Source organism: Shewanella sp. 10N.286.52.E4 (assembly GCF_041468785.1).
Classification (GTDB): domain Bacteria; phylum Pseudomonadota; class Gammaproteobacteria; order Enterobacterales; family Shewanellaceae; genus Shewanella; species Shewanella electrodiphila.
In genome coordinates this window covers 281,397-306,680 of record NZ_JBFRJJ010000024.1, presented here as the reverse complement: position 1 = coordinate 306,680, position 25,284 = coordinate 281,397, and the positions used below count along the sequence as shown (strand labels likewise).

Below are 25,284 nucleotides of genomic sequence, written 5' to 3'. Positions count from 1 at the left end.
TCCAGTCCGGGGAGCCAATTAAAACAAAATATAATGAAGTATCGATTCCCCTGTAGTTCAGTTGGTAGAACGGCGGACTGTTAATCCGTATGTCACTGGTTCGAGTCCAGTCCGGGGAGCCACTTCTTATAAATCTTCAAATCCCCTGTAGTTCAGTTGGTAGAACGGCGGACTGTTAATCCGTATGTCACTGGTTCGAGTCCAGTCCGGGGAGCCAAGATTTTGACGCCTTGTCAGTATTATCCCCTTTCTTGATATCTATCTTTTTTAAATTCCTTTATAATTTCCTTAAATTTACACTACAATCTTAGTGTTAACTCCTTTATTTGTTATAGCTTTTTAATTTTTTGCCGCTATACATAAATGTATGATGACATCAGATTATTACAGGAAATGGACTATCCATGGGCTTATCGAAATCATTCCAATTAGTACTGTTTGTGATTTTTGGACTACTGTTTTTCCGGATTTATGATCTGGAAAATAAAGAAATGCAGCAACAAGGCGCATTAGCCATCCAAAACTACATCACACATATTGATAATATGACTGAGTGGGATGAAAACGGTGAAACGCTATTCAACACCCTGTCCCAAAATTTTACCTTTCAGTTTTTTCAATATATCCATGAAAGCGACAGTGATCTCAACTATACCTTCGGCACATTGGCAAAAAGTGATGCAGAATTTGAAGACAAAATTTTCAGCATTCAATTAGGTCATACAAAGTCATTACCCAATGGTCGCTTGCAAGTCAGACTCAGCACTAAATCAGTCATATCTGCAAGTTTCGTCAATTTAGAAAAAGCCGCGACCCTGGTTATTTTTGCTTACCTTATTCTCATGATTAGCTTTGCTATATTAATGATGCTGCATCGTCGTGGCATAAAATACCTTTGCGATTATATCGACAACATTCCGAACCTAACCTTCCAAGCCGTTCAAACATCTCGTTTAAGAGGTTCTTTAAAACCCATTGGTATCGCGCTTGAAAAAAGCCGTATAGAGCTTAAAACCAGCATTGGTAATTTTCATAAAGAAAATGATTTACTAGCAAAAGCGGCATATCAAGATCCTGTTACGGGCTTTTCTACCCGCCGTCGCTTTAATGATTATATGAAAAGTATCAGTAACTCTGACAAAAAACAGTTTGGTGTGCTTGCAATAATTAAAGCCGCTGATTTATCAACCATCAATCAATTACATGGCCGTGAAGCGGGTGATGATTACTTAAGTCAAATTGCTTCTTGTATAAGACGCGCTGCAGCTAAATCGGGTGTGAGTGAATATTATCGCGTATCAAGTAGTGATTTTGCGCTGTTTATCCAAGACATTACAGTAAAAGAAGGCGAACAATTTTTAGTCACATTAAAAGCCTACTTCGATGAGTATGCTCAAACTGTTGAAACCGATAACATTGCCCATAGTGGCATGGTGCCATTTGAAAGTAATAGCGATACTCATGCGCTGTTAACCTTGGCAGACACAGCCGTGAGCATAGCGCAAACTTCTGGACTCAATCGTTACCATATTCTTGAAAAATTTACCGGCAACGAACAATTAGGTGATGACCACTGGAAAGTAACGATTAATGAATTAATTAATCGCAAAAGTCTTAAGTTCTTTCAACAGCCGATACTGCCTTGTAACAATCAAGTCGATGTATACCGCGAACTTTACGCGCGCTTTTTTAATACTGAAGGTTCAAACTTACCCACAGCCAGCGTTATTGCCATGTCGGAACGTCACGGTTTGAATATCGATTTAGATAAAATGATCGTGGTTCACACCTTACAGTTACTCAATGCAAACCCAAGTTTAACCGGTAATTTTGGCGTCAATATCAGTGCATCTTCTGCCCTACAAGAAATATTTGTTTCTTGGCTGAGAGATATTTTATCAAGCCACCGTTCGACCTCGGCAAGGCTTGTGTTCGAAGTCAGTGAATCGGGTATGCAACAAAATGTCACTGCTAGTCGCCGTTTTGTTCACGAAATGCATAAGGTCGGCGCAAGAGTTGCTATCCAGCAATTTGGTTTAGGCTTTTCATCATTTAAATTTTTCCGAGAAGTAAAACCCGATGTGATTAAACTTGATAGCAGCTATAGCGACGGTATTGACCAAGACAATAACAACAAATTCTTTGTCAGAATGATTGTTGATATTTCACGTCGCATTGGCATAAAAGTCATCGCAACTGGCGTTGAAAGACAAGATGAAAAACTGACATTAGAAAAAATGTTAGTTGATGGCTTGCAAGGATATTATATTGCTAGGCCTGAAATCATCGCTAAAACTGATAAATAAATAATCAATGTAAGACCAATCTTCCAAAATAGGGTTAATATTTACATAACCCTTTTTTTTATCCGTTGTTTCTCGACCCTAAACCTTAGATAATAGAGTTAATATCAAATAGAAAAGTGTAGTAATGACAGACTATCTCTTACTGTTAATTGGTACCGTACTGGTTAACAATTTCGTTTTAGTAAAATTTCTTGGCTTGTGCCCTTTTATGGGGGTATCTAGTAAACTTGCCTCCGCCATCGGAATGTCGATGGCTACCACATTTGTACTAACTTTAGCCTCTATCTTAAGCTATCTAACTAATGAGTTTTTACTACAGCCATTTGGATTAACTTATTTACGCACAATGAGCTTTATTTTAGTCATTGCCGTTGTCGTGCAGTTTACTGAAATGTTAGTCCAAAAAACCAGTGCATCTTTACATCGCGCCTTAGGCATTTATTTACCGCTAATTACCACCAACTGTGCGGTGCTTGGTGTCGCCCTGCTAAACGTCAATGAAGATCATAACTTTATTCAATCAGCTGTATATGGTTTTGGTGCTGCAGTTGGTTTTTCATTGGTGCTGGTTTTATTTTCTGCCATGCGAGAACGTTTAGCCGCTGCAGATGTGCCACTCCCGTTTAAAGGCGGCGCTATTGCCATGATCACTGCAGGTTTAATGTCTTTAGCCTTTATGGGATTTGCGGGGCTGGTTAAATAGTCATGTCGAGTATTGCAATTGCTGTCGTTGTGCTGACACTTCTAGCACTAATTTTCGGATTAATATTAGGTTACGCCTCAATTAAATTTAAAGTTGAAGGTAACCCAATTATTGATCAAGTCGAAGCCTTATTACCTCAAACACAATGTGGCCAATGTGGCTACCCAGGTTGCAGGCCTTACGCAGAAGCCATAGCAAATGGCGATAACATTAATAAATGTCCACCCGGTGGCACCGCTACCATGGAAAAACTTGCAGGCTTAATGGGTGTTGACCCAGAACCATTAAATGAAGTTGCACAAGAAGCCGTAAAAAAAGTGGCTTACATCCGCGAGGATGAGTGCATTGGCTGCACAAAGTGCATACAAGCCTGTCCTGTCGATGCCATTTTAGGCGCGGGCAAGCTCATGCATACTGTCATTGCCAAAGATTGTACAGGTTGTGACTTATGCGTCGAACCTTGCCCTGTTGACTGTATTGATATGATCCCCGTTGAACAAAATCTTAAAAATTGGGATTGGAAGTTAGCGAGTATTCCAGTCACAGTCGTAGAAGATAGAACTGTCACCATCAGAATGAAGCAAGAAGATAAAGCTGTAAAAGAGGACTCTCAGTGCTAACTTTATTAGAACAAATTGATAAAGGAACGTTATGGCACTCTCCTGGAGGGATCCATCCGCCGCAACTCAAATCACTTTCAAATCAATCGACAGCCAAGCGATTAACGCCTGCTAGCCAATATCGCGTTCCATTACCACAAGTAGGTGATTGCGCTCGGCTCAGCATTAAAGTGGGCGAGCAGGTAAAACAGGGCCAACAATTAACCGATGGCGAAGGTTTTATGTACTTACCAGTGCATTCCCCAGTTTCCGGCCATGTTATTGATATCAGCTTACAATCAAGTAACCATGCTTCAGGGCTACCAACACTAACTTGTATAATCGAAGCTGACGGCCTTAATCAAACAATTGACTATCAAGAGTCAGCTTTAGTTGAATTATCAAATCAGCAAATTTTAGATAAAATTAAGCAAGCTGGTATTGCTGGAATGGGTGGTGCAACTTTTCCGAGTCATATAAAGCTTAACCCAGCGAGTGAAATCGATTTAGTTATTATCAATGGTGTTGAGTGTGAACCTTACATCACATCTGATGATGTATTAATGCGTGAGAATGCTTTAGAGATTTTTAAGGGTATTCAAATTATTAATCAGTTGCTAACACCACAACGTATTGTTGTTGCAATTGAAGATAATAAACCAGAAGCGACTCTTGCTATGCAGCAATGTTTAGCAAGATTTGATGATTTAACCTCCATTGTCAAAATCACCGTTATACCAACAAAATACCCTTCAGGTGGTGAGAAACAATTAATACAAATTATTACCGGCCGAGAAGTCCCAACTGGCAGTATTCCAGCTCAGCAAGGTGTGGTGGTGCACAATGTTGGTACTGCATATGCTATTCAAGATGCTGTTTTACATGGGAAACCACTTATCGAACGACTCGTCACTTTAACGGGTGAACAAGTTACTCAACCGGGTAATTATTGGATTTCGATAGGTACTAGCGTTGAATATGCGCTGCAGCAAGTCGGTTTTAACGCAGATATTAATCAGAAAGTGATTATTGGTGGCCCTATGATGGGTTACGCGCTACCTGATTATAATGTGCCTGTATTAAAAGGCACTAACTGTATTCTGACGCCAAGTGCCAACGAAATCGCACCTGATGTCGAAGAAAAAGCCTGTATTCGTTGTGGTGAATGCGCCGTTGTCTGCCCTGCTTTATTATTACCACAGCAACTATTTTGGCATGCTAAAGCGGAAGAATACGACAAAGCAGCCAGCTTTAATTTAAAAGATTGCATTGAATGCGGTTGTTGTAGTTTTGTTTGCCCAAGTGACATTCCATTAGTGGAATACTATCGCGTTGCTAAGTCGGCATTAAAAAATGAAGCTGAAGAAAAACAACAAGCTGAACAAGCAAAAATTCGCTTCGAAGCACGACTCAAACGTTTAGAAGATGAAAAACTTGCCCGAGAAGAGAAATCTCGTTTAGCTGCAGAAAAACGCAAATCTGCGGCAAATGCTAGTAGCAATAAAAATACTGTCGCTGAAGCCATGGCGCGCGTCGCAGCTAAAAAGTTAGCAGCAGAACAAGAAAGTAAACAAGACAAACCAGCGACAGATAAATCTGCAGCTGTAAAAGCGGCCATTGAGCGAGCTAAGGCGAAGAAGTTAGCCAATCAATCAACAATATCGAATACTCCAGATGAAAATGCATCAACTGATAATTTACCTGCAGTTAATGATAAAAAAGCGCAAATTGCAGCCGCTGTAGCTCGAGCTAAAGCAAAAAAATTAGCTCAGAATAAAGCAACGCTGTCAGAGAATGATACTGCATCAGCTCAAAACGAACCCGTTGATGACAAAAAAGCTAAAACCGCAGCAGCAGTTGCACGTGCTAAAGCGAAAAAGCTTGCACAAAAACAAGCTGAATCCGCCAGCGATATAGATGCAGCCAATTCGCAAGTGCTATCTTCTGAAGTGCTATCTTCTGAAGAGCTGTCTTCTCAAAATCAAACTTCACAAGTGCAAGCTCCGTCAGAAATAGGTACAGGTACGGATTCTGATGTATCCGAACCGCTTGATGATAAGAAAGCTAAAATAGCCGCTGCTGTCGCACGTGCTAAAGCAAAAAAGCTAGCGCAAAAAGCAGCTGAATCTGAAAATAAAACTGATGTTGAGTCTGATGACAGAATAAATGCTGATGCCCTTATTTCACCAGCTCAAACGGAAACAAGTGCCCTGCCTGTTACGCCTTCTAATGTAAGCGAACCAGTAGATGATAAAAAAGCACGTATAGCTGCAGCGGTTGCAAAAGCCAAAGCGAAAAAACTGGCTAATAAACAGAAGTTGAGCGAAAAGGAATAATCATGGCATTTAAAATTGCATCCTCTCCCCATGTAAGCACCACATTGCACACCAATAAAGTGATGCAACGCGTGGCATTATGTTTAATTCCTGGCATTTTGGCTCAAGTATACTTTTTTGGTATGGGTACTCTGGTACAAATCCTAATTGCTGTATTAACTTGTTTATCGGCAGAAGCTGCAATAATGAAGCTTCGTAATAAATCGATTAAAAATGCCTTATCTGATAACAGTGCATTGGTTACTGGGATATTAATCGCTATAGCAATCCCACCACTTACCCCTTGGTGGATGACTGTCATTGGTTGCGGGTTTGCGATGGTGATTGTTAAGCACTTATATGGCGGATTAGGTAATAACATATTCAACCCTGCCATGGCGGCTTATGTATTACTGCTCGTATCCTTTCCAGTGCAAATGACTAACTGGGTAGCGCCTGCTGAATTAGCTGCGAATCAAGTGGGTATTGTGGCAGCTTTTGCCCATATTTTTGAATTTACCAGTGCGGGCTTAGATCATTTTCGAATTGCCGTTGATGGACATACGATGGCCACGCCGCTTGATACCTTTAAAACAGACTTATCAATGGGTATGACAAGTAGTGAAAGTCTACAGCGTAATGTATTTGATGGCATGACTGGTGTTGGTTGGTTCTGGATCAATTTAGCCTACCTTGCAGGTGGCCTAATTATGTTGAAACTTAACGTCATACGTTGGCACATTAGCACTGGTATTTTATTAGCAATATTCGTTTGTTCGGGTTTCGGATTTTTACTAAACCCAGACACTCACGCAAGCCCAATGCTGCACCTATTTTCTGGCGGGACAATGTTGTGCGCATTTTTTATTGCAACTGATCCTGTCACTGCGGCGACCAGTACACGTGGAAGACTCTTGTTCGGTGCCATTATTGGTGTATTAGTTTTCGTGATTAGAACTTACGGTGGTTACCCTGATGCCGTAGCGTTTGCAGTGTTACTTGCCAACATGTGTGCACCATTTATCGATTACTATATCCGTCCTCGTTCATATGGTCATCGCGCGGGAAATTAAGCCGCTAAACTACAGGATTAAACATGTTCAATATTATTACTCGAAACGGCCTTATCCTTGCCCTGTTCGCACTCTGTTGCACAGGCTTGGTCGCTTCAGTGAATTTTTTTACCGAAGATCGAATTATCGACCAGCAACGTAAACAGCTTGCAGGTATCTTAGAACAAATTATCCCTAATCATTTGCATGATAATGAGTTAACTGAAGATTGTATTTTAGTGACCAATCAAGAGTTCCTTGGTTCTGATGAAGCGTTGCCTGTTTATATTGCTAAGATGAATAATGAACCTATAGCGATTGCAATTGAAGCTATTGCACCAGATGGTTATAACGGTGACATTAAAATCATTTTAGGTGTTAATAATGACAATGAGTTATTAGGTGTTAGAACCTTAACTCATCAAGAAACCCCAGGGCTTGGCGATAAAATTGAACTTCGTAAATCAGATTGGGTATTAGGCTTTAGCAATTTATTGTACGACCCAAATAGCAAGCCAATGGCAGTTAAAAAAGATGGTGGCGACATAGATCAATTCACTGGGGCAACGATTACACCGCGTGCTTACGTCAACGCCATTAACAATGCGCTCGCTTTTGTCAGCGCGAATAGAGAATCACTTTATAACACCGTCAATCATTGTGGACGTGAAAATGACTAATTATCGTGAAATTGCATGGCAAGGATTATGGAAAAATAACCCTGGGCTTGTACAACTACTTGGGCTTTGCCCTCTTTTAGCTGTTACTGCTACAGTCACTAATGCGTTAGGTTTAGGCCTCGCAACACTCATTGTGCTTGTAGGCTCCAATGTGCTGGTTTCTTTAGTGCGTGAATTTGTTCCCAAAGAAATACGCATCCCTGTATTTGTCATGATCATCGCCGCACTAGTGACTTGTGTACAGTTACTCATCAACGCATATGCTTATGGCCTTTACTTATCCTTAGGGATCTTCTTACCACTTATCGTAACAAACTGCGTCATTATTGGCCGCGCTGAAGCGTTTGCGTCTCGCAATAATGTTACCAGTGCTGCATTTGATGGATTAATGATGGGTGTTGGCTTTACGGCAATTTTGGTTGTTTTAGGCGGTATGAGAGAAATTCTTGGCCAAGGAACCTTATTTGATGGAGCTGAACTCTTACTGGGAGACTGGGCAGCGAACCTCACCATTCAAGTATTTAATGTTGAAACACCGTTTTTGCTAGCAATGTTGCCACCTGGCGCGTTTATCGCTATGGGATTATTGATCGCACTTAAAAACGTTATAGATAGTAAAATTGAGCAAAAAAAACCTCAACAAGCACCAGAAGCTATTGCACGTGCGCGGATCACTAAAGTCGGTTAAATAACTGAAATATCAACATAACGAATAAATAAAATGAATAAACAAAAACGCTATGAAATGCTGACTAGGCTTAGAGATAATAACCCTAAGCCTGAAACAGAACTTAACTTTGCCAGCCCATTTGAATTACTAGTCGCGGTAACGCTTTCTGCGCAAGCAACCGATCTGAGTGTCAACAAAGCAACAGATAAACTATTTCCAGTTGCTAATACAGCTCAATCAATTTACGACCTTGGTGTTGATGGCTTAAAAACCTATATTAAAACTATAGGCTTGTATAACAACAAAGCGATTAACGTCATTAAAGCCTGTAAAATGCTAATCGATTTACACGGTGGTGAAGTGCCAGAAAATCGTGAAGCATTAGAAGCCCTGCCCGGCGTAGGCAGAAAAACAGCCAACGTTGTGCTCAATACTGCCTTTGGTTGGCCGACGATTGCTGTTGATACGCATATTTTTAGAATGGCGAACCGAACCAAGTTTGCTATGGGCAAGAATGTCGATCAAGTTGAAGAAAAAATGCTTAAAGTCACCCCTGCTGAATTTAAAGTCGATGTTCATCATTGGTTTATCTTACATGGACGCTATACCTGTATTGCCCGTAAACCCAGATGTGGTTCATGCATTATTGAAGATTTATGCGACTTTAAAGATAAGACTGAATGATTTAATTTACTGCAGTTATAGCTCATCAAATAGTAAATTCATAAGCACGTAAGTTCTTTGTAGCGGCTAATGAATACTGACCACTTGCTTAGAGATGTCCGTAACTCGTTTTTGGACAATTCCGTTTTAGCGAAATTGCTAATTCAGCAACACATGGATCATTAAAAGTATGGCAACGTCACTTAACTAACCCACTCAATCTTTATTAATGGAGCAGGCCAGTTCATCTTATGCGGGATGCACATTAGTTCAAATCAGTTAGCTCAAACTCACTAAATTCAGCAAAGTTGGGCACAGTGATTCTGCCGCTAAAGGTGTAAAGCATAACGCCTTGCTCGTGCCCTGATAGTGCGGCAGTGCTTATAATTGACTGCCATGTGTCGTTATCTTGCGTTCGATAATAAGCGCGAACTTTAGTGTCGCTTCTTTCAAGCTTTACCGATACTGTCGACTCACCGAATAATAAGCGATGTTTAATATCAGGCTGACCATTTTGTTCTACAACAAACACCAGCGATCGCGCACCCATAAACATCTCTTTACTGATTTTTATATAGTTATCATTGTCCCAGTAAATCCCTAGTCCAGCCTGCTCGAAACTGAGGTTCGGATCTAGATTAATCGTCACCTCCGCGCTGTATTCTGGCTTGTCTACCGGATAAATAAAGATGTTTTTTACATCATTAGCGCCAGCACCAAAGATATTGCCCTCTTGAACTTGCATTGTAAGCACTTCATTTTTAAACGACCAGTGCTCTGGGTTTTCATTTTGAATCGTCCAATTATCTAGATTGTTTATCATTGCGCTGTTCCTTACTATTAGATCATACGTTGGCGGAGTTGATAGAAAATATCGTCAAGATTGCCAAGATTTTGCAGCTTAATTCGGTCTAGTTCTTTTTGTACGCTGTTATACATAAGCTGATTTCGCATATCACTCAGTGTGGCGTAATAGTGCATGCGGCGACCTAAAACAAAGTTATTCTGGTCGTTTTCACTCATCATCATAAAGTGCTCAATGGTGCGCAAAAATGTCTCTTTATCTTGTGGTAATTGTCCATTAAGTTCCGTCAATACATTGATGCCATGGAAGTTGCCATAATTACCCGTTATGCCGTCTAGCTTGCTGATAAGCTGATATTGTTCTTCAAGCATCTCTCGCTCTGTTAGTGGTGTAAATTGGCCGTTTTGTACTAACTCATCCAATTCAGTTCCCGATTTAACCGCCAGCGAGAGTATGCGAATTTCGTCTGGGTTGATTTGATTCAGTAGCTCGGCCGTTGCTGCGATATGTTGCTCTGACAGTTCTTTTCCACCTAAGCCAAGGATAATGAAGGTCATCATTTTCATACCCGCTTGCTTGGCATATTCGGCTGACTTCAAGATTGATTTCGGGGTGATCCCCTTTTTCATCAGTTTTAGAACCTCGATAGATCCCGACTCCATACCGCAGTAAAGCATGTTTAGCCCAGCATCGCAGATTGCTTTCATCTCCGCTGGCGATTTTTTAGTCATGGTCTGCGCCCGGCCATAAGAGCTGATCTGTTTAAGCTCCGGAAAAGCCTCTTTCAGTGTATTGAGCACGTCAAGTAAGTCTTGGGTTTCCATGGCGAATGAGTCGCCATCTTGCAAAAAACAGCTATCAAAGGTTCTGTTTTTATAAAACGCCCTCGCCGCCCAGATATCACGCTTAATATCTTCAACCGGACGAATAGAGAACTCCATGCCTTCAAAAAGGGTGCAGAACTTACATTTATTCCACGGGCACCCTTGTGTGGTTCTGATAAGCAAACTGTCTGCTTCTGATGGTGGGCGTATTGGGCCCTGTTGAAAATGTATCTGTGACATGGCTATTTATCCAATGAATTGAAATTGATTTGGCCATCCTACGGCAAATTTTACACGGTAAAAACGCGGTATTATTTGAATTATTATCAAAAATAAATAGATAAACACCGTACACATCACCACACAACGCGATCTAATTCCCTCTTTATGGTCAGACTTAAAAATCAATTCTCAAACTAAATTTGATAATAAATCAATTCTTAGACTGTTTTTACTTTGCAATAATCACCGTAATATACACCCAAACCAACAACGCAGCACACCATCAGCTGCTTCAACTCCATACAAAGGAACACACTATGACTAAGCTAACTATCGTTGCAAACATCAAAGCCAATGAAGACAAAATCGAACTGGTAAAAGCAGAGCTGTTGAAATTAATCGACGTCACTCGTGCCGAAGACGGTTGCATCAACTATGACCTCCACCAAGACAACGAAAACCCAGCACACTTCACTTTCTACGAAAACTGGGTATCACGTGAACTTTGGCAAGCACATATGGGTAATCAACACCTTGCCGATTATATGGCAGCAACTGAAGGCTGTGTGGCTAGCTTCGTTGTAAACGAAATGACCCAAATCGCTTAAGCCAACTTTGTATTCCCCCTTATTTGAGTCAATGGCTTTAAAAGTTTTTTGCTCAAATACACTTGTTTTCATCTACGTATTTTCTTGGTTTACATATCATGATCACAGACCTTTGGTTTTATGTTGCAGCGATACCTGCCGTTTTTTTCTATGGCATGGGCAAGGGAGGGGTCGGCGGTATTTTGGGGATGCTATCGGTACCTTTGATGGCGATGAGCGTATCGCCAGTTCAAGCCGCTGCGATTTTATTACCATTATTGTGTGGTATGGATTTAATGGCGCTGTTTTACCACCGCAAGAACTGCAATTACGTCGAGCTAAAAAGTATGATGCCCTTCGCTATTTTGGGGGTGATGAGTGCTGCTTATTTTATGGGTAGTCTGTCAACATCTGTAGTTGAACTTATCATTGGGGGGCTGGCTTTGGTCTTTTTAACACAAAAGTTTCTGCTAAAGCAGGTTCAATTTAGCCACCCGATAAAGGGCTATGCCTTAAGTATGTTGTCTGGGTTTTCCAGTACAATTGCCCATGCCGGTGGCCCGCCTGCAAGCATGCATCTACTGCCAAAAAATCTGCCGAAAGAACAATTAATCGGCACCAGCGTAGTATTTTTCACGGTGCTTAATTTTATTAAGTTGATCCCATACAGCTATATGGGGCTGCTCGATATGCAAAACTTGATGACCTCGTTAGTTTTGGTGCCGATTGCGTTTTTAGGGGTTAGAGCCGGTGTGTGGATGGTGGATATCATCTCTCAAGAGTTGATTTACAAGATAAGTTATAGCGTTCTGTTTCTTACGGGAACAAAGATGCTCTATTCCGGCCTCACGGCACTTTAAATGCGATTTTAAAACCTCTTTTTCTTTTATCATAAGGTCACGTTATGTCTAACATTATCAATCTCGGGGTTACCGATTTATCTTTTCATCGCGTTACTGCATCGATAGTTAGCCATGTCTTAACTGATATGGGTTTTCAGGTGGAACGTGTCTACGCACCACATCAAGAAAATTTCCAAAATCTAAAAGCGGGCCGTATCGACATGCTCTCTTCGGCCTGGTTACCTTCAAGCCACGGTATCTATAAATCCGATGTTGAAACGGTAGAGCCTTTGTTAGAGTTAGGTTTGCACTATAAACCGTACGCTCTATGGGGGGTGCCCGATTATGTACCTGAAGAGGTTGTTTCACAAATCAGTGACCTATTAAAACCAGAAGTCGTTAAGCGCACCAACAAACACATTCAAGGTATTAACCCAGGTGCTGGCATTACCCGATTCTCTATTGAAATGATGGACCAATATGGATTAAGCGATGTGGGTTATCATTTTCACTCTGGTTCAGAAGAGGATTGCTTTGGTGCCTACGAACGTGCGGTTGAAAATAATGAGTGGGTTATTGTGCCATTGTGGAAACCACAGTTCTTGCACCACCTATTTACTATCCGTGAATTAAAAGAGCCCAAAGGATTATTGGGTAGCGTTGATCGCGCCATATTATTACTTCGACAAGAAAGATCAATCGTATTTACCCCAGCACAGTTGGCACAGCTAGATCAATTGCGCTTTTCAAATGAAATCATCGCAGAATTGGATTACAAGGTTTGCCGTGCGGGATTAGCGGTTGATGATGTGACTCGTGAGTGGTTGGACAACCATCAGTAGTTAAGACCATCGCCGCTTTACTGAGGGCTGGCAATTTCCACGCCCTCACAACCTCAACAGTTAACCCAATAGAATCCCTTTGTCCTTCATTTGGATTAGAATCTGTTCGGTCTTTTCTCTAAGCATATCCCTTAATAGGCGGACGGTTGGGGTAATAGATTGTCGGCTTGGGCATATTAACCAAAGCTCAGTGGAAGTCGGTTTATAGTCTGCCATTACATTGACCACTTTCCCTGTTAGCAAGTCATCGGCCATATCGAGGCAAGACTTGATTGCTACCCCTTTCCCCGCCACACACCAGCGCCGAACGAGATCGCCATCATTAGATGCTCTGTTACCTTTCAGTTTTACCTTAATGTCCTCTTTTCCATCATTAAACAACCACTCATTTTGCAAAATATCATGTAACTGGTAAAACAGGGCATTATGTTCAAGCAGATCATCTGGCTCGGATGGAGTACCGTATTTTGCTAAATACTCCGGGCTGGCGCACAACAGCCTTGGCACATCACAAATTTTAAAACCGTACATACTCGCATCGGTTGGTGAGCCATAGCGCAGCGCCATATCAACAGAATCTCGATAAAAATCGATGTTGCTGTCACTGATACTGGAGCGAAGTGAAACGTCTGGGTAGTCCAACAAAAATTCATCAAGCCAAGGTGTGACCACATTTCGGCCCAAATCAGACGAAAGGGCGATGCGGATCTCTCCATCAATAATCCCTAGCTCTTCACGCATGTTCATTTTGGCTTTTTCAAGCATCTGCAACGCCTCTTCACACTGAGGCAAATAACGCTCGCCGGCAGAAGATAAGCGTATATGACGAGTCGTTCGTACAAATAATTCAGCCCCTAATGATGCCTCAACACGTTTCACCGCCGCACTTGCCGTTGCCGTGCGCATATCCAGATTTGTCGCAGCAGCAGTGATGCTGCGAAACTCTGCGACTTTTAAAATGACCTGAAAATCCTCTAAGAGCATAACCGTTACCTTTTAATCAGTGTGTTAACAAAATCTGAAAATGACTATCCCTTTATATCGCACCACATGAAATATTAAAAGATTATTATCAAATTATAATTGGTAATTATTCAATTGATAGGCTGTTTTTCATTGGCAATGTTCGCACTATTATACCTCCATACCAACAACGCAGTGCGCTAAGCACGGCACTAACTCAGAACGAAGGAAACTCCTATGACTACATTAACGATTGTTGCAAACATCAAAGCCAATGACGACAAAATTGAACTTGTGAAAGCTGAGCTACTAAAACTTATCGAGATAACTCGTGCTGAAGAAGGTTGCATCAACTATGACCTTCATCAAGACAACGACAACCCAGCGCATTTTACTTTTTATGAAAACTGGGTATCACGTGAACTTTGGCAAGCTCATATGGGCAACCAGCACCTTGCTGACTACATGACAGCAACCGAAGGCTCTGTCGCAAGTTTCACTGTCAACGAAATGACCAAGATCGCTTAGTTAAAAATTAACGTATTTAAACATTCAATTATCAAAATAGATTTGAAAGTATTTACAATATAAGTCAGTAATTGAGTGTAGTACCTGTACTACATTTAGTGAGTAACTCAATATGACATGACGAGTTGCCCTATCACTAAAACATTAAAGACATCAAAATTACCGACGATTTCGGTATCAAATTTAAAAGGAACATCCCATGACTACATTAACGATTGTTGCAAACATCAAAGCTAATGACGACAAAATTGAACTGGTGAAAGCCGAGCTACTAAAGCTTATCGACATTACTCGCGCTGAAGAAGGTTGCATCAACTATGACCTTCATCAAGACAACGAAAACCCAGCGCATTTTACTTTTTATGAAAACTGGGTATCACGTGAACTTTGGCAGGCTCATATGGGCAACCAGCACCTTGCGGACTACATGACAGCAACGGAAGGCTCTGTCGCAAGCTTCACAGTCAACGAAATGACTAAGATCGCGTAACGACAACATAAAACAAGCTTGTTATAGCACTATGCCCTGACTAAAACGGTTAGGGCATCAAAGAACACCAATGAGGCTCGACATGAAAAATATCAAAATCTTACTAACACTTGCGACTGCGATGATAGTTAACACAGCGCAAGCGGCTGATATCGAAGTGGTTGCCAAGCTTGATGGCACACGACCAGGGAACATTACAGTAACGAAGCAGGGGCGTACTTTCCTTTCTATGCAACCCCTTGATGCACCTGAACTTCGTGTTGTTGAATTGATGAAGGATGGCTCAACCAAAGCATTTCCAACCCAAGACTGGGCAGATGGTCCAGATAAAGGTGAGGTTGGTTTGGCTTCAGTAATCGGTATTGATAGTACCGATGATGGTGTTGTGTGGGTGTTAGATATGGGCAGTGAAACTTCGCCTTCGCAAATTGTTGCATGGGATACCGTCAACGATAAGCTATTTAAACGCATTGAAATTGGAAAAGACGTACAGGTCGGTAACTCTTTTTTACAGGACTTTGCATTAGATACACTGCGTAACCAGATGTACATTGCCGATACGAGTTTAGGTAATCTGTATGGCGAAGCTGCGCCTGCCTTTGTTGTTGTAGATTTAAATACAGGTAAATCTCGCCGCGTTTTGCAATCAAATAAAGCACTGCTTTCACCTGAGCATGAAGTTGTGATTGATAGTTCTCGTATGGCGACAAAGCGTGAAGATGGTAGCGTTGATGCGCTTTATCTTGGTGTGAATCCAATCACTATTGATGCAAATAATGAATGGCTATATTTTGGTACAGTCAATGGTAGTGCTATCTACCGTATTCCTGCCGCTGCTCTTGCTAACACAGCGCTTAGTGAAGATGCATTGGCCGAGCAGATTGAATTTTTCAGTGAAAAACGTCCAAGTGATGGCATGATTATCGCTGATAACGGTGATATCTATGTCGGTGATATTGAGAAAAATGCTGTTGGTGTGGTGAATAAAGACGGCTACAAAATCTTTGCACAAGATGACAAGTTATTGTCATGGGCAGATGGTTTCTCTATCCAGGGTGATTACTTGTACGTCACTCAAAACTCTCTTCACTTCCACCCTGCTTTCAACGAAGGCGAAGAAGGTTCAACCAAGCCATACCATGTGCTTCGAATCAAACTTAACTAATTGATGGTCTTTATGGCGGGAGTCATTCTCTCCTGTCCTTCTTTTTCAATTCAATAGCGAGCCCATCATGAAAAATTCACGATAAAACCGAGTCGAGACCTTATCTAGATGTCTGAATTTGCCTCATCTGCTGTTGGCGGAGGTGATGTGATTGCTGACGGTAGCAAGGTTACACATCTTCAGGTTGGAACCGCGTGGTTGGTCTGTTTTTTCCGACTTGGGACACTGTCGCGATCAATCAAGGTAGCAACGATGTGGCCAGAGGCGGAGGCAGTACTGATGGTATGTTAGCTCAGGAAGTGGTTGGTCATGAAGATCGCTTTATAACTTTTCCAGATCACCTTTCTTACGAAGAAGCATCAACTGTAGTGGATCAGTAAATTTGGCCACATAGTCAGAACTCTAGACATAAGGAAAAGTAAGTCTAATCGCGTGTCTTGAAATTAGCCTCAATCCTGCTCTAGCTTGTTTTGGGGCAAAAACGTGCTAGCCCCCTGACCTATTTTTTGAAAATTCCGAGTTACGATGAACAAGTACAGCTGAACTTTCTGATAACGTATTCTATGCCAAACACATCAATTAACTACAAAGTAATGGCCAATTTTGCTAAACCACTACAGGTACACATCCCAAGCCTATCAGAAACCCCATAAACAGAATAACCACGTTCCGTTATTTGCTTAACGGCTTATACTTATTCGTTAGGCATTTACTTTTTACCTACTAGAGCTAAACCACCATCTACATCTCGTACTATTTGATTGCTGTCAGGTAGCCAAGCCACACCAATTAAATTCATTTCTGCATTTAGCTGAGATACCGTTGCTTCGTCAACTGGCAGGTCTAAACGTTTCAAAATTTTTGGTATAGCACTAGCTCCACGATTCCATTCAAAATTAAAGCTTTCATCATCGTGGGTTATTTGAACTGACGTAAAAGTGTTTCCACTCAAAAACTCTGCGTAGCCATCCTGTGCTTTTAACTGCCAGAGCAAGGATGTCATTGCTTCTATGTCTGTTTCAATACCGTCTGGGGTTTCTTCCATGATCTCAGGCAACAATAAAATCAGATGCTCTCTATCGACAAAATTTTCAGTGAAATGTTGGATAAATACCGGAGGTTTCGATTTACCAAAATTCGATGCTACTCCAGCTCCGAAAATTGCAACACCTGCGATAAAAATTGAGCTAACTAACCAGATCAACGATCCGAGTTTTAATCTCTTTATTAATGAAAATATTTGGCCAATCGAAATATCTTTAATATCGACGGGTTCGTTCATACTTCCTCCTTGATGCATAACGTCTTAGTATTTATGTATTGCGTTGTCTGCTAGGTATAAATAGCTTGATGGACTTAGTCGTTGCCGAGTCACGATTATTTGATATGTAGTGGCTAACTAAAACTGGCAATTACATAAGACTTTACCTAGCTTATTTGGGGCAAAAGTTAGTTCGTATACTAACCCGTTTCTGGACAAAAACGCGTTAGACTTTTAACTCTATTCTGTGAGTTTCAGATTATAATTTATATGAGTTAACGCCTCAAACACCGGCGCAGTTTACTGCGTCCGAGTGCTTTGATTTGTTAGGCATGGGGCTTCAGGTCTAGGGTTTCTCTCAACAGAATTAGTAGGTTTATTGCTGCCGATTTTTCCCATTAGAATAGCTTGGCCTAATGCAAAGTTAAAAGAATGGAGGTCAACAAGGAATTTGTCTCTTTTTTTGAATAAACAATCGTAGTCAATCTCCTTGCTTGAATCAAATGAAGCTTCGAGGGTTTCTCCCCATGCACGAAAAAAGTAATGTAAGTCTCGCTCTTGATTCCAGATTGGTTGCCCAAAATATAGTTGTAACATTTGCCTGTTATAACCTCGAGCTGTGTTCCATTTCTGGAGTATTTCTCGGTAATCATCCCAGCGCTCTTCCATGACTTTTTTAGTCTTTCCCTGTTTAAGACCTAGAAGAATTTGGTTCATTTCAAAATATCGCTCACCTGCTAATTCACTGTACTCTCCAAATACTTTATTTGCGGCTGATAACTCAGCATTTTTAGTTGTATATGACTGAGAAATAAATGTACCAATTATTCCTGTAAGGAGAAATCCAGTGAGCATCAAAATAAAATCATGATATTTACCAAATACTTTTTCTTTATCCATACTGTATGACCCTCCTTAGGTTGTTGACTGCCTAACTAGGATAATTAATTAGTGTGGCTTCTTCAGTTGGAAAAAGGTGTCCTAACACGGCTGAGTTACTAGATGGTTCAGCTCTTAGCACTACACTACTTTTTACTCTATCTGAAGGCACTATCACGTCTTTTGAGTGACCTTGATAACTAATCAGTAGGAGTATAAATAGTAAGTATTCCATTCATCATTCCGTGATGGTGCTGCCTGCTTTTTATACAAACCTACAGTGTTTTTTATCAATTTCAAGCTGTTAATCGTATAATTTTTGAACACTAAAACTACAAAGGGAAAACATAAAATCAAAAAATAACAAGAGGTTAATGATAAAAAGGCGCATATTGTGACCTTGTTAAATCAATCATTCTACTTATAATACGTAAGTGTTGTGAAGGTTCATTTATGATGCACTGAATCAGAGTAAAGCAGGCTAAATAATATTAGCAGGTCGATTGCAGCGTATTGAACGTGAGACAACCCCTTCTATGATAAAAGATTCATTTATCGTGATTAAAGTGGGTTCGTGTTTAGGATTGGCAGATATAAGAAGCTTTTTCTTTAAATCAATGATTTTACATATAAAGTCACCATTATAGCATCCGACAATAACATCGAGATTACGAACTGTTAAATGCCTATCCACAACTAAAATATCACCTTCAAAAATACCGTTCCCTTGCATGGATTCGCCTTTGGCTTGACCAATGAATGTTGCGCTTGGATGTTCAATTAGCAAATCATCAAGGCTTAGCGGCAATTGCTTGTATTCTGCTACAGGACTCTAAGCCGGTAATACCAGCACTTGCATAGATAGGGATAATATTCATAAAAACCATCACTGTATGCTTACACAGTGATTGTAGTGGTTAGCTAAGATTAGTGTGGTTTAGCAGAGCCTGCTGATAGCAACTGTCTACTTAAACCACTTGTGACATCTCTTTATAAAATCACCATATAAATATCTATTTCGCCCCCAGTAAATACAGAAGATTTTAACGCATTGAAAGCCTGTTCTGTTTAAAAGGTAAACTTACTGCTTTACTCAGCTTCATCATTGAAGTGCGTTAAGCAGTAATATACTTGACTAAAACTTGCCTTAATTTACTGGCACATCCAATAAAATCACTTCACTGTCTTCTAAGACTTCAATAGTGATTGTTTTTTGAAGTGTCACTTCAGCCCCATCACCTTTTTGCATGACGACTTCTGTTTGATCATCAATAACTTTAAAGCTACCTGAAGATGCCAACACATACATTTGTTGCTCAATTTTTTGAGTAAATCGGGTTCCTTTTTTAAGTACTCCGCCATATACCCGGGCTAGCTGATTAATAAACAGCGCGCTACCTTCATCTTCAGGGAATCCAGATACTAATAATGGCAGTCCGTTTGTGTTGTTCTCATTGCTGAATTGTTTAGTGTCCCAACGAGGCTCCACGTTACGCTTATTAGGCTCAATCCAAATCTGATAGAAAGTTAGTGGATCTTTCGTCAAATTATATTCCGAGTGAGCAATCCCTGTTCCTGCACTCATGACTTGGACTTCTCCGGCAGGTGTCACCCCTTTATTGCCAGCACTGTCTTTATGCGTAATTGAGCCTGTTCGAACAAAGCTAACAATTTCCATATCTTGGTGTGGGTGAGTAGGGAATCCCGTTCCAGACTGAACCCAATCATCATTAACAACTCGCAGTACGCCAAAACCCATACGTTGTGGATTATAGTAGTTAGCAAAACTAAAGTGATGACTCGATTTTAGCCAACCGTGATCCGCTTTACCTAGCTCATTAAATGCATATAGTTTAATCATGGTGTTACCCTCGTTGAATTCTAATAAATGTTGTTAATCGTGCAATGCGTTAGTGAGTGCGCTTAGCAATGACATTATCTATAGATAATCGTCCGCCACCTTGCAGCATTAGCGCTGTGCTGATGACAACTAAAGACAAAGCAAATTCGTATCCGTTATTGACCATAAACAGTCCGTTTTCAAAATGGACAGTAAAGAGTGCTACAAGCATGGTTATTGCCAATACCAGAGCGGTTGGGCGAGTGAGCAATCCAAGAATAATGAACAGACCGCCAACAAATTCAGCGCTACCGGCCAAGAAAGCCATAAGCACACCAGGTGCTAAACCGATTGATTCCATCCATTGCCCTGTGCCTTCTAAACCATATCCTCCAAACCATGCAAAAAGCTTTTGCGCACCATGCGCCATGAAAATTAATCCGACTGGGATTCTCAATACTAAAGCTGTCCAGTTTTGGCTTGATGTCGTCATTTTATTAAGTTGTGATGCAATCATATTTATTTCCTAAGTTCATTGTTTCTGAATGTTGAAGCTATTATATTTAAAGGTACTGACGATTAATAACGATCATAATTGAACAACCAGTTCAAAAGGATTGAACAATGAACTCACCTATCACTTTAGATGCATTAAAAGTACTGGATGCGATTGAACGTAAGAAAAGCTTTGCTGGGGCAGCAGATGAATTATTTCGGGTGCCCTCGGCCATCTCTTATACGGTCAATAAACTTGAAGAAGACTTAGATCTTGCTATTTTTGACCGCAGCAAAAGAAAGGCTGAGTTAACCGCTGTTGGAAAATTGATTGTTGAACAAGGTCGATTGATATTGGATGCAACTAACGAATTAACCTATATGGCTAAACAGTCAGCGAGTGGTTGGGAGTTAGAGATTCGGATCGCCCTCGATAGTATTTTATGTTTCAAGCCTATCTATGCGTTAATTGAACAGTTTCAAGTCGCACATCCGTGGATTGATATCAAAATTGCTGAAGAAGTTTTTGGTGGCACTTGGGATGCTTTAAGTGCAGAGCGCAGCGATCTTATCATTGGTGTTGAAGGTAGTGAGCGCAACAACAGTTTTAAGACTATCCCTATCGGTCAACTTGAGTTTATCTTTGCAGTCGCTAAAGACCATCCTATTCGACGAGCACCGCAACCTCTAAGCAACGACTCTATTAAACAATATCCATCAATTGTTGTGGCAGATAGCTCAAGGCATCTCGCATTGCGTTCAGCGGGCTTACTTGATGGACAGCCACGTATAACCGTCGCCAATATTGTCCAAAAAATTGACTTGCAAGTATTGGGACTGGGGATTGGATATTTACCGGTCCATCGTATTCAAGATGAATTGGCGAGTGGGAAATTGGTGGCGTTATCCGTCAACAAACCAGAAATTCGGGCTATCGACTTATGTGTCGCTTGGCGTAAAGATAATAAAGGCAAAGCGCTTGCTTGGTTTGTAGAGCAAATACAAGCCCTACAAAGCGATGTTTTTCTGGGAAAGCATAGCAATTAACAGTGACACCCATAATTAATTTTTGCACAAGGAACCCAGATAAATTAAGCGTGCTCTTGCTCATAGCCTGCTTATCACAATTTATACTTTACCTGCTTGGTTTGGCGGTCAAAGCAGCCGATAAACACAGGCAATATCAAGCTAACTCAATCAAGCACCGCAATGTACTTTCAAACCAGTTTATTGGCTTAAGAGCTTACAAAAATAGGAGTTTGAAATTGTTGAAATCGCATTGACAATTAGTGTAGTGGCATAGTTATTCTGGCCTGTGCTTTGTATGTTTTCAAGCAAACTGTGGCATGTATTAGATCTAATTATGCTTATAACAATAGATTGAAACTCGTTTTGGGGCAAAAACGTGCTAGCCCTCTAACCCGTTTCTGGAAAATTCCGAGTTACGAGTTTTAGACTACTTTTACTGTTCAGATTACTTCTAGTATTCCAACCAAACTATCAGTCTGCATATGCTGGCCATATTCATTTATCCACTACACATTAATTTTATCAAAGCCCACATAAGTAATGAACATATAGCGACTAATAGTCTATTACTTGCTGAGTGTAAAAAGAGCCAAAGAATATTGACTACTTTTCGAACAAGACTCTCATGATATATCGGATAATCTAACGCGATTTTTCGAAGAGAAATTGAACATAGCAGGCCAAATCAGACAATAGTGTTACGTAGGGTAATACTGATATTTTTGCTTGTTGATTTACTGTTAGGAAAAGAAAAAACTTAATCGCAGAATATCTTACCGCGTAAAGAAAGCAATAAGATTGTTACTGGCTAGCATCGGATTTAACGATCTCAAAAGTCTCTGAGCTGACTTTAGAAGCTCAAAAGCTAATGTCGAGTTTTGCCTAATTGAGGCTTTTCAGATATTCAAAATTCTTAATAATATGGGTTTTAATTAGTGACGCCCACTTCTTGGCAACATATGAAGGTTGATAGGCTAAATAATATGGCGTTTCACTCAGACTTTCTTTGAATATGTAGAGGTCTTTATTATTACTTTGATCGATAAAATATTCCGGTAAAATACCGATACCAATATTTGAAATAATTGCTTGGTATATACCGAAACTATTATTGATGACTTGCATGTTTTTATGCTGATGGAAAAGCTTATCATGCTTTAGAAAGAGTTTTTCCCATGTGTTACTTTTTACATCACTTCTAACAATAAGGCGGTGCTGTTCGGTAATATCGTCAAATGTGGAAAGTTGATGAGTTAGTGCATATTGTTCACTGCACACTAATACATTTTTCGCTGCCATTAGTGAAAAATACTCCAAGCCTCTTTCGTTCTTGTTATTTCTGATCGAAAAGTCAAATTTACTTTTCTTAATATCTACAACTTCGTCAGTTAAGTCTAGGTTGATGATTAATTGATCATTTTCCAGTTGCGACAGCATAGGTGTAATGAATTTAACTCCTAAATCAACTGGTGCAGTCATCTCTAATTTTGTTCTACTTTGATTAACTTGTGTATCAAAGATTACTTGATTAAAGTTTCGTTCAAGAATCACATACTCCTGAAACAGTTTACTGCCTTTGTTAGTAAGCTCTACTTTATTGCCTTGCCCACGTATAAAAAGCTGAAAACCCAACTTCTCCTCTAAACACTTTATTTGATAACTAATAGAGGGTTGTGATACCGCCAATTCGTTAGCCGCATTTGAAAAACTGAGACTCTTTGCAACTGCAGAAAAGTAAGGTAAATGGTTGGCCAAATGCCTAAGCATAGAATTTTCCTATACAGATATAGTAACAATCAATTTTATTTATATATTACGTTCATGGCAACATATAAACAATAGAAAACAACCTTGGATGATAGATGTCTAAAATTAAATTGAATTCCTACGCAGTATCATTACTTTTTTTATTTAACGGATGTCTCTTTGGGACATGGGCGGCTAAGGTGCCCTACTTTAAAGAGATGTTCGAGTTAGATGAAAAAGCTCTGTCAATCTTACTGTTGATACTTGCTTTTGGCGCAGTCATTTCTTTTCCATTGGCAGGTAGATTGAACGATAAACTGGGTGTACAAAGGTTTTCCAAAATAATGTATTTGTTATACCCAATTCCTTTTATAGGGTTGGCGTTGAGTTCTAATTATATTTTGTTGACTATATCTCTGTTTTTTTCGGTTTTTTACACGGTTCAATGGATGTTGCTATGAATAGTTGGGCGGCAAAAACAGAAACCTTAACGAAAAGAAAACTCATGTCATTCTTTCATGCCATGTTCAGTTTGGGGGCCGGTGTAGGTGCGGGTAGCACAGTCTTTTTTATTTGGTCAGATATTAGTACTGTAATGCATTTTTTAATTGTCAGTTTATTGTTTGTCCCGTTATATATAATACTTTGCAAACCTTCTGCCTTTCCTCTTCCCAAAAACGAGTCTGTGAATGGTACAGATAATTCAAAACTACCTTTCATGCTTCTTTCTGTGGTTGGTTTGATGGCTTTTTGCAGTGCACTTGGAGAGGGAGCAATAGCTGACTGGGGCTCAGTAATAATGCGACAAGAATTTAGTGCTGATATGAGCTTCAGTGCATGGGCCTATGCCACTTTTTCAATGCTGATGGTTCTATCAAGGTTATCTGCTCATGTCTTTATTGAAAAGTATGGAGTAATAAATATTGTAAAAGCTTGTTCATTATTTAGTTTATTTGGTGCAGTGATAATAATTATGGTTAGTTCGCCTTACCTAGCTCTATTTGGATTTGCATTTATGGGGATAGGTTATTCGGTTATCGTTCCATTAGTATTTTCTAAAGCCGCATCTATTAGTCAGCAAAAATCAGGTCGAGCTATCGCCTTTGTAGCAACCTTTGCTTACGGTGGTATGTTATGTGGACCAGTGGTTATTGGCTTGATAGCACACCAAACAAGCTTGAAAAGTGCTTTGCTTCTTCTAGTTGCCCTACCGATATATACGTTATTAACGGCTTATTTATTAAAGAGTAATAAGGAAGGTAAACTCAAAAATGAGTTAAAAGTAGGATAAAGGCTAACTGTGAATATAAAACATTTAGGAAAAATAGTTTTTGATCAAACCGAAATAAAAAATGGTGTAACTGTCGATAACTAATCATACAAAGCTTCAAGATCGTGGCCAATATTAGTTGACCATTACAGTGTGAGTACTTTCCAGAAAAAGAAAGGTTAAAGAAAGGTTTATTCTGAAAATTTACGCTGAAACATTACTAACTGACAGACACAAAAAAACCGCGTTAAGCGGTTTTTTTATGGCTATTTGGTCAAGGTTATTAAAACAACGATACAAAAAAAGCACTGAAACAAATTGCGATTACTACTGAGGTACCTAGAGCCATTTTTAGTTCTGTTGTCATTATCTTGTCTCCAAATGAATATAAGTTAATTCTAGCTAATATGGATATATTTCACAGCTTTTAACCGTGATTATGTGATGTTAAACAACAAAAAATAATATTCTAAATCAATTTTTTAACTGCAATAGAAATTTGTTATGC

Annotated in this window: 25 protein-coding genes, 2 tRNA genes and 2 pseudogenes; 20 read left to right on the top strand and 9 right to left on the bottom strand. The window is 40.0% G+C overall.

Features of this window, described 5'->3' with window-relative positions:
- The first annotated feature begins 46 nt into the window (after nucleotides 1–46).
- The 10 genes from AB4153_RS15280 (at nucleotide 47) to nth (ending at nucleotide 9,009) form a co-directional block, all read left to right on the top strand.
- Nucleotides 47–122 (top strand) — tRNA-Asn (locus AB4153_RS15280).
- 19 nt (nucleotides 123–141) lie between these two features.
- Nucleotides 142–217: transfer RNA gene (locus AB4153_RS15275), tRNA-Asn, on the top strand.
- A 187-nt stretch (nucleotides 218–404) separates the two neighbouring features.
- Nucleotides 405–2,306 carry an EAL domain-containing protein gene (locus AB4153_RS15270; protein WP_371998035.1) on the top strand — a complete coding sequence of 634 codons (1,902 nt, stop codon included), beginning with the start codon at nucleotides 405–407 and terminating at the stop codon, nucleotides 2,304–2,306.
- Between the two features lie 124 nt (nucleotides 2,307–2,430).
- Nucleotides 2,431–3,009, top strand: a complete 579-nt coding sequence (gene rsxA, locus AB4153_RS15265; protein WP_102526049.1) for an electron transport complex subunit RsxA — start codon at nucleotides 2,431–2,433, stop codon at nucleotides 3,007–3,009.
- A 2-nt stretch (nucleotides 3,010–3,011) separates the two neighbouring features.
- Nucleotides 3,012–3,629 carry an electron transport complex subunit RsxB gene (gene rsxB / locus AB4153_RS15260; RefSeq protein ID WP_102526050.1) on the top strand — a complete coding sequence of 206 codons (618 nt, stop codon included), beginning with the start codon at nucleotides 3,012–3,014 and terminating at the stop codon, nucleotides 3,627–3,629.
- On the top strand, nucleotides 3,623–5,944 hold the full coding sequence (gene rsxC / locus AB4153_RS15255; RefSeq protein ID WP_371998034.1) for an electron transport complex subunit RsxC: 2,322 nt from the start codon (nucleotides 3,623–3,625) through the stop codon (nucleotides 5,942–5,944). The genes rsxB and rsxC overlap by 7 nt, the downstream gene beginning before the upstream one ends.
- A 2-nt stretch (nucleotides 5,945–5,946) precedes the next feature.
- Entirely contained in the window at nucleotides 5,947–6,996 is a 1,050-nt protein-coding gene (gene rsxD / locus AB4153_RS15250) for an electron transport complex subunit RsxD (RefSeq protein ID WP_102526052.1), read from the top strand.
- 23 nt (nucleotides 6,997–7,019) lie between these two features.
- Complete coding sequence (gene rsxG, locus AB4153_RS15245) at nucleotides 7,020–7,655, top strand: electron transport complex subunit RsxG (RefSeq protein ID WP_102526053.1); 636 nt, start codon at nucleotides 7,020–7,022, stop codon at nucleotides 7,653–7,655.
- Nucleotides 7,648–8,343 (top strand): electron transport complex subunit E, encoded by a 696-nt coding sequence (locus AB4153_RS15240; RefSeq protein WP_371998032.1) that lies wholly within the window; start codon nucleotides 7,648–7,650, stop codon nucleotides 8,341–8,343. Before rsxG ends, AB4153_RS15240 begins: the two co-directional genes overlap by 8 nt.
- Nucleotides 8,344–8,376: 33 nt before the next feature.
- Nucleotides 8,377–9,009 (top strand): endonuclease III, encoded by a 633-nt coding sequence (gene nth, locus AB4153_RS15235; RefSeq protein ID WP_371998031.1) that lies wholly within the window; start codon nucleotides 8,377–8,379, stop codon nucleotides 9,007–9,009.
- Between the two features lie 244 nt (nucleotides 9,010–9,253).
- On the opposite strand, the gene AB4153_RS15230 is transcribed toward nth, so the two are convergent.
- Together AB4153_RS15230 and AB4153_RS15225 are read right to left on the bottom strand one after the other, a co-directional pair.
- Nucleotides 9,254–9,811, bottom strand: coding sequence for a DUF1349 domain-containing protein (locus AB4153_RS15230; protein WP_198589518.1), 558 nt, complete (start codon nucleotides 9,809–9,811; stop codon nucleotides 9,254–9,256).
- Nucleotides 9,812–9,828: 17 nt separating this feature from the next.
- The gene (locus AB4153_RS15225; protein WP_371998029.1) at nucleotides 9,829–10,857 is read right to left on the bottom strand and encodes a radical SAM protein; all 1,029 of its coding nucleotides are present in this window, start codon (nucleotides 10,855–10,857) and stop codon (nucleotides 9,829–9,831) included.
- Nucleotides 10,858–11,156: 299 nt separating this feature from the next.
- Here AB4153_RS15225 and AB4153_RS15220 point away from each other — a divergent pair, with 299 nt between their 5' ends.
- From AB4153_RS15220 to AB4153_RS15210, 3 genes are all read left to right on the top strand, one after another.
- Nucleotides 11,157–11,447 carry a putative quinol monooxygenase gene (locus tag AB4153_RS15220; protein ID WP_371998027.1) on the top strand — a complete coding sequence of 97 codons (291 nt, stop codon included), beginning with the start codon at nucleotides 11,157–11,159 and terminating at the stop codon, nucleotides 11,445–11,447.
- A 98-nt stretch (nucleotides 11,448–11,545) separates the two neighbouring features.
- Nucleotides 11,546–12,286, top strand: a complete 741-nt coding sequence (locus AB4153_RS15215; protein WP_371998025.1) for a sulfite exporter TauE/SafE family protein — start codon at nucleotides 11,546–11,548, stop codon at nucleotides 12,284–12,286.
- A 44-nt stretch (nucleotides 12,287–12,330) separates the two neighbouring features.
- A complete protein-coding gene (locus AB4153_RS15210; RefSeq protein WP_102475383.1) occupies nucleotides 12,331–13,110 on the top strand; it encodes a glycine betaine ABC transporter substrate-binding protein in 780 nt (259 codons plus the stop codon).
- Nucleotides 13,111–13,170: 60 nt separating this feature from the next.
- On the opposite strand, the gene AB4153_RS15205 is transcribed toward AB4153_RS15210, so the two are convergent.
- On the bottom strand, nucleotides 13,171–14,094 hold the full coding sequence (locus tag AB4153_RS15205; RefSeq protein ID WP_102526534.1) for a LysR family transcriptional regulator: 924 nt from the start codon (nucleotides 14,092–14,094) through the stop codon (nucleotides 13,171–13,173).
- A gap of 216 nt (nucleotides 14,095–14,310) precedes the next feature.
- Here AB4153_RS15205 and AB4153_RS15200 point away from each other — a divergent pair, with 216 nt between their 5' ends.
- From AB4153_RS15200 to AB4153_RS15185, 4 genes are all read left to right on the top strand, one after another.
- Nucleotides 14,311–14,601 carry a putative quinol monooxygenase gene (locus AB4153_RS15200; protein WP_102322248.1) on the top strand — a complete coding sequence of 97 codons (291 nt, stop codon included), beginning with the start codon at nucleotides 14,311–14,313 and terminating at the stop codon, nucleotides 14,599–14,601.
- A 199-nt stretch (nucleotides 14,602–14,800) separates the two neighbouring features.
- Nucleotides 14,801–15,091 (top strand): putative quinol monooxygenase, encoded by a 291-nt coding sequence (locus AB4153_RS15195; RefSeq protein ID WP_055026561.1) that lies wholly within the window; start codon nucleotides 14,801–14,803, stop codon nucleotides 15,089–15,091.
- 82 nt (nucleotides 15,092–15,173) lie between these two features.
- Nucleotides 15,174–16,256, top strand: a complete 1,083-nt coding sequence (locus tag AB4153_RS15190) for an L-dopachrome tautomerase-related protein (protein WP_102475381.1) — start codon at nucleotides 15,174–15,176, stop codon at nucleotides 16,254–16,256.
- A gap of 194 nt (nucleotides 16,257–16,450) precedes the next feature.
- Nucleotides 16,451–16,636, top strand: coding sequence for a hypothetical protein (locus AB4153_RS15185; protein ID WP_102530869.1), 186 nt, complete (start codon nucleotides 16,451–16,453; stop codon nucleotides 16,634–16,636).
- 329 nt (nucleotides 16,637–16,965) lie between these two features.
- On the opposite strand, the gene AB4153_RS15180 is transcribed toward AB4153_RS15185, so the two are convergent.
- The 5 genes and pseudogenes from AB4153_RS15180 to AB4153_RS15160 form a co-directional block, all read right to left on the bottom strand.
- On the bottom strand, nucleotides 16,966–17,538 hold the full coding sequence (locus tag AB4153_RS15180; protein WP_371998023.1) for a hypothetical protein: 573 nt from the start codon (nucleotides 17,536–17,538) through the stop codon (nucleotides 16,966–16,968).
- A gap of 279 nt (nucleotides 17,539–17,817) precedes the next feature.
- Nucleotides 17,818–18,417 carry a hypothetical protein gene (locus AB4153_RS15175; protein ID WP_371998021.1) on the bottom strand — a complete coding sequence of 200 codons (600 nt, stop codon included), beginning with the start codon at nucleotides 18,415–18,417 and terminating at the stop codon, nucleotides 17,818–17,820.
- 460 nt (nucleotides 18,418–18,877) lie between these two features.
- Nucleotides 18,878–19,274 (bottom strand): annotated as a pseudogene (locus AB4153_RS15170) (LexA family protein).
- 269 nt (nucleotides 19,275–19,543) lie between these two features.
- Nucleotides 19,544–20,257, bottom strand: a complete 714-nt coding sequence (locus tag AB4153_RS15165) for a pirin family protein (RefSeq protein WP_371998020.1) — start codon at nucleotides 20,255–20,257, stop codon at nucleotides 19,544–19,546.
- 49 nt (nucleotides 20,258–20,306) lie between these two features.
- Entirely contained in the window at nucleotides 20,307–20,753 is a 447-nt protein-coding gene (locus tag AB4153_RS15160) for a DoxX family protein (protein WP_102527917.1), read from the bottom strand.
- Between the two features lie 107 nt (nucleotides 20,754–20,860).
- Here AB4153_RS15160 and AB4153_RS15155 point away from each other — a divergent pair, with 107 nt between their 5' ends.
- Together AB4153_RS15155 and AB4153_RS15150 are read left to right on the top strand one after the other, a co-directional pair.
- Nucleotides 20,861–21,778 carry a LysR family transcriptional regulator gene (locus tag AB4153_RS15155; RefSeq protein ID WP_371998019.1) on the top strand — a complete coding sequence of 306 codons (918 nt, stop codon included), beginning with the start codon at nucleotides 20,861–20,863 and terminating at the stop codon, nucleotides 21,776–21,778.
- A 26-nt stretch (nucleotides 21,779–21,804) separates the two neighbouring features.
- Nucleotides 21,805–22,014: pseudogene (locus AB4153_RS15150) on the top strand (IS4 family transposase); the annotation flags it as partial.
- A 628-nt stretch (nucleotides 22,015–22,642) separates the two neighbouring features.
- Here AB4153_RS15150 and AB4153_RS15145 read toward each other — a convergent pair.
- A complete protein-coding gene (locus AB4153_RS15145) occupies nucleotides 22,643–23,527 on the bottom strand; it encodes a LysR family transcriptional regulator (RefSeq protein WP_371998017.1) in 885 nt (294 codons plus the stop codon).
- Nucleotides 23,528–23,963: 436 nt separating this feature from the next.
- Between AB4153_RS15145 and AB4153_RS15140 the strand changes: the two genes are divergently transcribed.
- Nucleotides 23,964–24,797 (top strand): MFS transporter, encoded by an 834-nt coding sequence (locus AB4153_RS15140; RefSeq protein ID WP_371998015.1) that lies wholly within the window; start codon nucleotides 23,964–23,966, stop codon nucleotides 24,795–24,797.
- Nucleotides 24,798–25,284 lie beyond the last annotated feature (487 nt).

Bases quoted from the DNA above. Each gene is read 5' to 3' on its own strand.
- AB4153_RS15270 (WP_371998035.1), top strand. From the start codon at position 405: ATGGGCTTATCGAAATCATTCCAATTAGTACTGTTTGTGATTTTTGGA.
- rsxA (WP_102526049.1), top strand. From the start codon at position 2,431: ATGACAGACTATCTCTTACTGTTAATTGGTACCGTACTGGTTAACAAT.
- rsxB (WP_102526050.1), top strand. From the start codon at position 3,012: ATGTCGAGTATTGCAATTGCTGTCGTTGTGCTGACACTTCTAGCACTA.
- rsxD (WP_102526052.1), top strand. From the start codon at position 5,947: ATGGCATTTAAAATTGCATCCTCTCCCCATGTAAGCACCACATTGCAC.
- rsxG (WP_102526053.1), top strand. From the start codon at position 7,020: ATGTTCAATATTATTACTCGAAACGGCCTTATCCTTGCCCTGTTCGCA.
- AB4153_RS15240 (WP_371998032.1), top strand. From the start codon at position 7,648: ATGACTAATTATCGTGAAATTGCATGGCAAGGATTATGGAAAAATAAC.
- nth (WP_371998031.1), top strand. From the start codon at position 8,377: ATGAATAAACAAAAACGCTATGAAATGCTGACTAGGCTTAGAGATAAT.
- AB4153_RS15230 (WP_198589518.1), bottom strand. From the start codon at position 9,811: ATGATAAACAATCTAGATAATTGGACGATTCAAAATGAAAACCCAGAG.
- AB4153_RS15225 (WP_371998029.1), bottom strand. From the start codon at position 10,857: ATGTCACAGATACATTTTCAACAGGGCCCAATACGCCCACCATCAGAA.
- AB4153_RS15220 (WP_371998027.1), top strand. From the start codon at position 11,157: ATGACTAAGCTAACTATCGTTGCAAACATCAAAGCCAATGAAGACAAA.
- AB4153_RS15215 (WP_371998025.1), top strand. From the start codon at position 11,546: ATGATCACAGACCTTTGGTTTTATGTTGCAGCGATACCTGCCGTTTTT.
- AB4153_RS15210 (WP_102475383.1), top strand. From the start codon at position 12,331: ATGTCTAACATTATCAATCTCGGGGTTACCGATTTATCTTTTCATCGC.
- AB4153_RS15205 (WP_102526534.1), bottom strand. From the start codon at position 14,094: ATGCTCTTAGAGGATTTTCAGGTCATTTTAAAAGTCGCAGAGTTTCGC.
- AB4153_RS15200 (WP_102322248.1), top strand. From the start codon at position 14,311: ATGACTACATTAACGATTGTTGCAAACATCAAAGCCAATGACGACAAA.
- AB4153_RS15195 (WP_055026561.1), top strand. From the start codon at position 14,801: ATGACTACATTAACGATTGTTGCAAACATCAAAGCTAATGACGACAAA.
- AB4153_RS15190 (WP_102475381.1), top strand. From the start codon at position 15,174: ATGAAAAATATCAAAATCTTACTAACACTTGCGACTGCGATGATAGTT.
- AB4153_RS15180 (WP_371998023.1), bottom strand. From the start codon at position 17,538: ATGAACGAACCCGTCGATATTAAAGATATTTCGATTGGCCAAATATTT.
- AB4153_RS15175 (WP_371998021.1), bottom strand. From the start codon at position 18,417: ATGGATAAAGAAAAAGTATTTGGTAAATATCATGATTTTATTTTGATG.
- AB4153_RS15165 (WP_371998020.1), bottom strand. From the start codon at position 20,257: ATGATTAAACTATATGCATTTAATGAGCTAGGTAAAGCGGATCACGGT.
- AB4153_RS15160 (WP_102527917.1), bottom strand. From the start codon at position 20,753: ATGATTGCATCACAACTTAATAAAATGACGACATCAAGCCAAAACTGG.
- AB4153_RS15155 (WP_371998019.1), top strand. From the start codon at position 20,861: ATGAACTCACCTATCACTTTAGATGCATTAAAAGTACTGGATGCGATT.
- AB4153_RS15145 (WP_371998017.1), bottom strand. From the start codon at position 23,527: ATGCTTAGGCATTTGGCCAACCATTTACCTTACTTTTCTGCAGTTGCA.
- AB4153_RS15140 (WP_371998015.1), top strand. From the start codon at position 23,964: ATGAATAGTTGGGCGGCAAAAACAGAAACCTTAACGAAAAGAAAACTC.